This is a genomic window from Bradyrhizobium sp., from assembly GCF_016462955.1.
In the GTDB taxonomy this organism is placed as follows: Bacteria; Pseudomonadota; Alphaproteobacteria; order Rhizobiales; family Xanthobacteraceae; genus Bradyrhizobium.
The window spans coordinates 10,866-17,848 of the sequence record NZ_JAEMSD010000085.1; the positions used below are offsets into that span (position 1 = coordinate 10,866).

Consider the following 6,983-nt stretch of genomic DNA (forward strand, 5'->3'; position numbering starts at 1 on the left):
TTCCAGACCTGCTGGCCGGCTCCAACGCGTTGATGATCGGCCAGACCCTCTGGCTCGAGTTCTTCACCAACAAGGACTGGCCGGTCGCCTCTGCCGCCGCAATCGTGCTGCTGGTCGTGCTGCTGGTGCCGCTGCTGCTGTACGAGCGGCTGCAGAAGCGGCAGCTGGAACGGGGAAGGTAGCGGCGATGCGCAAGGCCTCTCGTCTCTCCCGCTTCAACATCGCCTCGCTGGCCCTGGGGCTGGCGTTCCTCTATCTGCCGATCCTCATCCTCGTCATCTATTCCTTCAACGACTCGCGCCTGGTGACGGTATGGGGCGGCTGGTCGCTGCGCTGGTATCGCGAGTTCTTCAACGATCGCGCCATGATCGAGGCGGCCTGGATGAGCCTGCGGGTCTCGGTCGCCTCCGCGACCATCGCCACGCTGCTCGGAACGCTCGCGGCGATCGCGCTGTCGCGCGGCGAACGTTTCCGCGGCCGCACGCTGTTCTCCGGCATGCTCTATGCGCCGCTGGTGATGCCGGAGGTGATCACCGGATTGTCGCTGCTGCTGCTGTTCGTCGCGCTGAATGCCGAACGCGGCTTCTGGACGGTGACGATCGCCCACACCACGCTGACGATGTGCTTCGTCGCCGTGGTGGTGCAGTCCCGGCTCGGCTCACTCGATCGCTCGCTTGAGGAGGCGGCGATGGACCTCGGCTGCAATCCTGTCCGGGCCTTTGTTGCGGTGACGCTGCCGCTGATCGCCCCCGCGATCGTCGCAGGCTGGATGCTGGCCTTCACGCTGTCGCTGGACGATCTCGTGATCGCGAGCTTCACCACGGGGCCCGGCTCGGCGACGCTGCCGATCCGGATCTATTCGGAGGTCAGGCTCGGCGTGAAGCCGGAGATCAACGCGATCTGCACGCTGGTGATCGCCGTGATCGCAGTCGTCATCGTCATCGCCTCGCTCGCCTCGAAACTGTCGAGTTCGCAGGGCGAGAGCGCGGCGCCGTTGTGAGGCCCGCCGTCATTGCGAGGAGCTCTTGCGACGAAGCAATCCAGGGTCCATCCGCATTAGTGGTCTGGATTGCTTCGCTTCGCTCGCAATGACGAAGGGGACGGCTACGACTTCACCGCACCTGCCGTGAGCCCGCCCACCATATAGCGGCGGAAGGCGTAATAGACCGCGGCCGGCGGCAGCGCGTAGATGAAGCCGGTGGTCATCAGCAGCTCCCACGGTGAATCGTCGGCGGCGAGGAAGTTGCCGAGCGCGACGGGGAGGGTGATCTCGCGGTCGTTGGAGAGCAGCAGGAACGCGTAGAGATATTCGTTCCAGGCCAGCAGCACCGCATAGGTGCCGATCGCGACCAGCGAGGGCATCATCAGCGGCAGATAGACCAGGCGGAAGATCTGCAGCGTCGTGGCGCCGTCCATCACCGCGGCTTCGTCCAGCTCGACCGGCAGCTTGTCGGAGGCCTGCTTCAGCACCCAGATCGCGTAAGGCGAGGCGATCGTCACCATCGCCAGGATCAGCGACCAGTGATTGTTGAGCAGGCCGTAATTGCCCATGGTGCGGTACATCGGCACGGCGAGGAACGCGGCGGGAATGAAATAGGTGAAGAGCGCGAGGTTCAGCACGGCGCGCCCGCCCGGCACCTTCAGCCGCGAGATCGCGAACGCCGCGGCGGTCGCGATGAACAGAGTCAGCACGCCGACGGAGACGGCGATCACCGTCGAATTCCAGAACTGGATGTAGAAGTCGCGCAGGAAATAATGCTGCTGCTTGAACACGATCTCGAAGTTGTGCAGCGTCGGATGGTCCGGCCACAGCTTGCCCGAGAACGCGTCCTCCTTCGGGGAGATCGCGAACAGGAACATGTGATAGATCGGGATCATCGTCCACAGGAAGACGGGGATGCCGATCAGCAGCAGCCGCGCTTCCGTCGCGACGTCACGGAGAGAGGGGAGCTTCATCGCGACAACCGTTTCATCATGAAGTACACGAGCGGCAGGACGAACGGCATCGCGCAGACGATGGACGCCATCGCGAGCGAGAGCTGGTCGAGCCGGAGATAGCGGATGCCGAGCGTTGCCAGCACGTGCGTGAGGTCGGCAGGCCCGCCACCGGTGAGCAGATAAACGCTGTTGAAATCCCCCAGCGTCCAGATCATCGAGAGCAGCGTGCAGGTCACGTAGAGCGTCTGCATCGACGGCCAGGTGATGTAGCGGAATTTCTGCCACCAGCTCGCGCCGTCGACCTCGGCGGCCTCGAACAGATCGTGCGAGATCGCAAGGCGTCCGGTGATCAAAATCAGCGTCCAGAACGGCAGCGACTTCCAGATGTGCACGGCGATCGCCATGCAGAGCGCCACGGTCGGGTCGTTCAGCCAGTTCGGCCCGTCATCGCCGGTCAGGGAGAAGATGGCGTGGTTGATCATGCCCCATTCGGGATTGAGCATGAAGCGCACCGACAAAATGGTCGGGATCGACGGCACCGCCCAGGGCAGGATGAAGATCACCGAGAGCCATTTGATCCAGGTGCGCTGCACCGCAAAGAAGCCGGACAGGAACAGCGCGATCATCATCTTGATGTTGATGCCGACGACCAGGAAGATCAGCGTGTTGATGGCAGCGCGCGCGAAGATCGGGTCATTGTAGAGCGCGACATAGTTCGCGGGATCACGTGCCAGCCACAGCCCGTAGCAGACGGGATAGACGACGAAAGCGAGGAAAACGAGCAGATAGGGCGCGAGCAGCACGATGCCCCAGACCTGCGCCGGGGTCAGCCGCGACGACAGGGGCGGGCCGGGCATTGCCTGATCGCCAGAGAGCGTGATCGCCATTCTTTTCGGACTCTTCAAAGAGAAGCCGGCCGCGAAACGCGGCCGGTGTTGTTCTAACACCTCTCCCCGCGAGGCGGGGAGAGGGACGGATGAGTTAACCCGCGACCTGCTTGATGCGGGCGATCAGTTCGTCGACGGCCTTCTCGACCGGAACCTTCTCGCTGACGACGCGGTTCATCGCCTTCGCCCAGACGTTTTCGTTGTTCAGGATCGTGAACTTCCAGTTCCTGGTAAAGTCGAACTGAGAGGTGCCACCCTTGAACTGCGTGTAGACGGCCTTGCGGTGCTTGTCAGCCTGCCAGAACGGGCTTTCCTGGCTTTCCTTGGTCACCGGGAACCAGCGGCCGAGCGCGCCCTCGATGTAGGGACGGATGTTCTCTTCCTGGAGCAGGAAGCTGATGAACTGCTTGCCCTCGGCCTTGTTCTTGGCCGCGGTGAAGATCAGCCCGGTCTTGACGTCGGAGCGGTAGCGGATGGTCGAACCATCCGGAGCCTTGGGGAAGGACGCCGTGATGATGTCCTGCTCATAAGCCTTCTTGCCGGCCTCGCGCTGCTCCGGCGTGAGGTTCTGATTCTGTGACTCCTCGTACCATTTCGCCGCGATCGAGATCGTGAAGTTGTGGGTCATCACGATCGTCTTGTTGTGGAAGGCGACGTTGTTGTCCGGGTCCTTCCAGGTGGTCGAGGAGGGCGGTGTGCAGCCCTTGATGTAGGTGTCGGTGTAGTCCTTCAACGCCTTGATCAGGCCGTCGCGGACCTTGGGGTCGTCGACCAGCAGCTTGCCGTCGTCGTCGACCAGCTTGACGTGATAGGCGTCCATGAAAGTGTAGAACGATTGGAAGGAGTCGGTGGATTCCACGCCCATGGGCTGGCCGACGGCGTAGACGCGCTGTCCGGTCGCCTTGCGGATCGCCGGCTGCACCTTGTCGCACCAGAACGTCCAATAGCCCGTCCAGTCGTTCGGGATGTCGCTCTGCTTGAAGCCGGCCTTCTCCAGCATGTCGCCCCAGATCTGGACGTGCATGCTCTGCTGCTTCAGCGGGAAGCCGTAATAGGCCTTCTTCTTGGCGACGTCGTTGTAGAGGATCGAGGCATCCAGGGTGTTCTGGACAAACCGGCCCTTGATCGGCTCCATGATGTCCGTGAGGTCCTCGAGCTTGCCCTCATAGGCCCACTTGCCCTGCGCCTGCACGTCATAGGAATCGGAATAGGCGACATCAGGAACTGTGCCGGCGTCGAGCGCCGCGACCGTCTTCGGAATCATGTCCTGGATCGCGTATTGCGACAGTTCCACCTTGATGCCGGTCTTGGCTTCGAATTTCTTGATCGTCTCGATCAGCGCGTCGTCTTCGGACCGATAGAAGCCCTTGCCCCACCAGACCGTGATCGTCTTCTGTTGCGCAAATGCGGGCGCGGTGGCGGCAAACAGCCCAACCGCAGCGACCGCCAATGAAACTGCGCCAATAACCTTGGATTTCACGTTTTTCTCCCTCAAACGGCCGGTGTTTTAACCGGTCGAAGAAACACTAGCGCAGGATGGTAGCGCAATCAACGCAGCATGTTGTCAGACCTAGGTCGGGTGTCGCGATGTGGCGATGATTAACGCGCGCATCGATGCAATCGCCGCATCAATTCGCCCTGATCAATTCGCGCGCGCTCCACGGCGCACGATCGTCAGTTCGACTTCGCGCCCTCTTTCGCATTCTCCGCCGTCGGCGATCCCTCGGGGCGTTTTCCGCCCGTGATGCGCTGCTTCAGGAGATCGAGGAAGGGAGACGCCGCAGGCGATTGCCGGATCAGGCTCTCGGGGTCGGGGAAAATCAGGGGATCGTCCCAGGGACCCTGCACCATGAATGGCAATTGGAAGCCGGACGCCGTGTTGAGGCTCGCCACGCCCTTCATGTCGTATTCACGCGTCGGCACCGAGGCAGTGCCGGTCAATGTGATCTTCGCCGCGGGCCCTTCAATGCGGATGTCCTCTGCGGTGGCGATCCCGTCGGAGAACTTCACCGCGATGGTGAGATTGTTGTACGGCGTCGAGCCGCTGCGGAAATTGCCGCCGCCTGACAGCGGCCGCCGCTCCAGGCGCTTGAGGAGCTGCTCGGCATTGAAGCCGGAGATCGCGCCATCGTGCCCGGTGACGGTGGCGCTGCCGTCCAGCGACTGCACGAGGCCGAACGGGCTCGAGCCCGAGGCGAACAGCGAGACGTTGATGTTGCCGCGGCCGGACAGCTTGTTGAGGCCGAACAGCTCGGTGGCGCAGGCCTGGAGATCGACGTCGGTGAACTGGAACTGCGCCTTGATATCGGCAACGGTATCGGACCGGGCGATGCCGAACGAACCCTTGGCGATGCCGCCATAGACCTGCGCCTCGCCGACCGAGAGCGCCAGCGTGCCGTTGCGCAAATTGGCGCCGATCGCGGTGCGGCCGAGCTTGGTCGGCCCGACCGTCAGCTTGGCCGCCGAAAGGCGCATGTCGAGGTCGGTGGTCGAGAGCCCGTTGAGATCGAACAGCTGCCTGTTCCAGTCGCGCGCGCCGCTCGCGAGCAGGCGGAACGTCGAGATGTAAGGCGTGAAGTCGAGCGCGTCGGCTGCGAGTGTCGCCTGCAGGGTCTGCCGGCCGTTGTTGGCGTAGGTCATCACGCCCTCGGCGGTGTTGCCGTCGAGCTCGACATTGACGTTGGTGAGAGCGATCGAGGGGCCGACGACGTTGGCGCGCGCCTTCAATGCGAAGCGGCCGAAACCGCCGCTGGCGGGCTGCGGCTGCCCGGTCCAGCGCAGCGCGTTGCGCAAGGACGGGCTGTCGATCGTGAGGGTCCCTTCCATCATCGGGCTGGTGCGATTGGCGACGCTGCCGTCGAAGGCGAGCTTGAGCGGCGCACTGGCAATCCGCGCCTTCAAGCCGGAGCGGTCGCCGGAGAGGGCGGCGACGAAATCGGAAAAGCTGATCGAGCCGTCGACGCGCTCGCCGCGCCAGTCGAACTGCCCGGTAGCGGCAAAGGAGCGCGAGATCGAAGGCCAGGCCAGCGACAGGTCGATGTCCTCGAACTTCTCGGTGGCATGGGTGGCGGCGTCCTCGTAATCGAGCACGCCGTCCTGGATCCGGATCTCGGAGAACGAAACCTGGTTCTCGGCCCCTGGCTTCATGGTGCGCGCGATGGTCTGGATGAAGGGTGTCCAGTTGCTCTCGCCGTCCGGCTTGAGGCTGACATGGATGCGCGGCCGCAGCAGCGTCAGGTCGGAGATCTCGAACCGCTGCAGCAGCAGCGGCAGCAGCCGCAAATTGGCCGTGAGCACGTCGACCTGGAGCGCGGGAGCGCTGGTGCCGCCGCCCTTGAGGCCGACGTCACGGAAGGAGATGTAGCTCGCCGGCAGCACGGAGATGTCGATACTGCCTGCCACATTGAGTTCGAGACCGGTGACGTCGCGGATCTGCGCTTCGACGGCCTTGCGCAGCGCGTCGCGGTTGATGAGCCACGAGGTCGCGATCAGGGCGATCAGCACGATGCCGAGCAGCGCCGCGATCGGCGTCCCGAGGCGCTTCATTCCTTGGGCCATGGTCAATGGCATGTCCTGATCGGGTCGGTCGTTGGAGCCGGAAGGGCGGGCCGCGAACCTGCGTGCCGATGCCCGGATGCTATGGTGTTAAGTGCCGCAACTTGATGGGTTTTCTTGTCGCTTTCAAGGCCGCCGCATAGTTATGCCCCCAGCCTGGGCAGCTTCTATCACCCAGGGGCGGGCTGGAGAACCCCGTATCATTGACGGCTTTGGAGGATTTCGCCTAATAATCGCCGCCAATGAGGCGCGATGCCCGCTAGCCGTAGGTTCAGTCGAAGGTCATTTGCATGAACAAGGTCTATCCCGACGCCAAGTCGGCTCTGTCAGGCATTCTGAAGGACAACATGATGATCATGTCGGGGGGCTTCGGCCTCTGCGGCATTGCCGAGGAGCTGTCGGACGCGATCAGGGAGTCGGGTGTCAAGGGCCTGACGGTGGTCTCCAACAACGCCGGCGTCGACGGTATCGGCCTCAGCCGCCTGCTTGAAACCCGCCAGATCAAGAAGATGATCTCGTCCTATGTCGGCGAGAACAAGTTGTTCGCCCAGCAATACCTCGCCGGCGAGCTGGAACTCGAATTCAACCCGCAGGGCACGCTGG

6 protein-coding genes and 1 pseudogene are annotated in these 6,983 nt (G+C 63.1%); 3 read left to right on the forward strand and 4 right to left on the reverse strand.

Features of this window, described 5'->3' with window-relative positions; genetic code table 11:
- A pseudogene (locus JHD07_RS11970) lies at positions 1–182 on the forward strand (putrescine ABC transporter permease PotH); the annotation flags it as partial.
- 5 nt (positions 183–187) lie between these two features.
- On the forward strand, positions 188–1,000 hold the full coding sequence (locus JHD07_RS11975; RefSeq protein WP_291622243.1) for an ABC transporter permease subunit: 813 nt from the start codon (positions 188–190) through the stop codon (positions 998–1,000).
- A gap of 104 nt (positions 1,001–1,104) precedes the next feature.
- Here the strand turns inward: JHD07_RS11975 and JHD07_RS11980 are convergent, their stop codons facing one another.
- From JHD07_RS11980 to JHD07_RS11995, 4 genes are all read right to left on the reverse strand, one after another.
- On the reverse strand, positions 1,105–1,956 hold the full coding sequence (locus JHD07_RS11980) for a carbohydrate ABC transporter permease (protein WP_291622244.1): 852 nt from the start codon (positions 1,954–1,956) through the stop codon (positions 1,105–1,107).
- Positions 1,953–2,825 carry a sugar ABC transporter permease gene (locus JHD07_RS11985; RefSeq protein ID WP_291622245.1) on the reverse strand — a complete coding sequence of 291 codons (873 nt, stop codon included), beginning with the start codon at positions 2,823–2,825 and terminating at the stop codon, positions 1,953–1,955. Before JHD07_RS11985 ends, JHD07_RS11980 begins: the two co-directional genes overlap by 4 nt.
- A gap of 94 nt (positions 2,826–2,919) precedes the next feature.
- Positions 2,920–4,305 (reverse strand): ABC transporter substrate-binding protein, encoded by a 1,386-nt coding sequence (locus tag JHD07_RS11990; RefSeq protein ID WP_291622246.1) that lies wholly within the window; start codon positions 4,303–4,305, stop codon positions 2,920–2,922.
- Positions 4,306–4,499: 194 nt separating this feature from the next.
- Complete coding sequence (locus JHD07_RS11995) at positions 4,500–6,383, reverse strand: AsmA family protein (protein ID WP_291622250.1); 1,884 nt, start codon at positions 6,381–6,383, stop codon at positions 4,500–4,502.
- Positions 6,384–6,670: 287 nt separating this feature from the next.
- Here JHD07_RS11995 and JHD07_RS12000 point away from each other — a divergent pair.
- On the forward strand, positions 6,671–6,983 hold a 313-nt coding region (locus tag JHD07_RS12000), incomplete at its 3' end, for a CoA-transferase (RefSeq protein WP_291622247.1).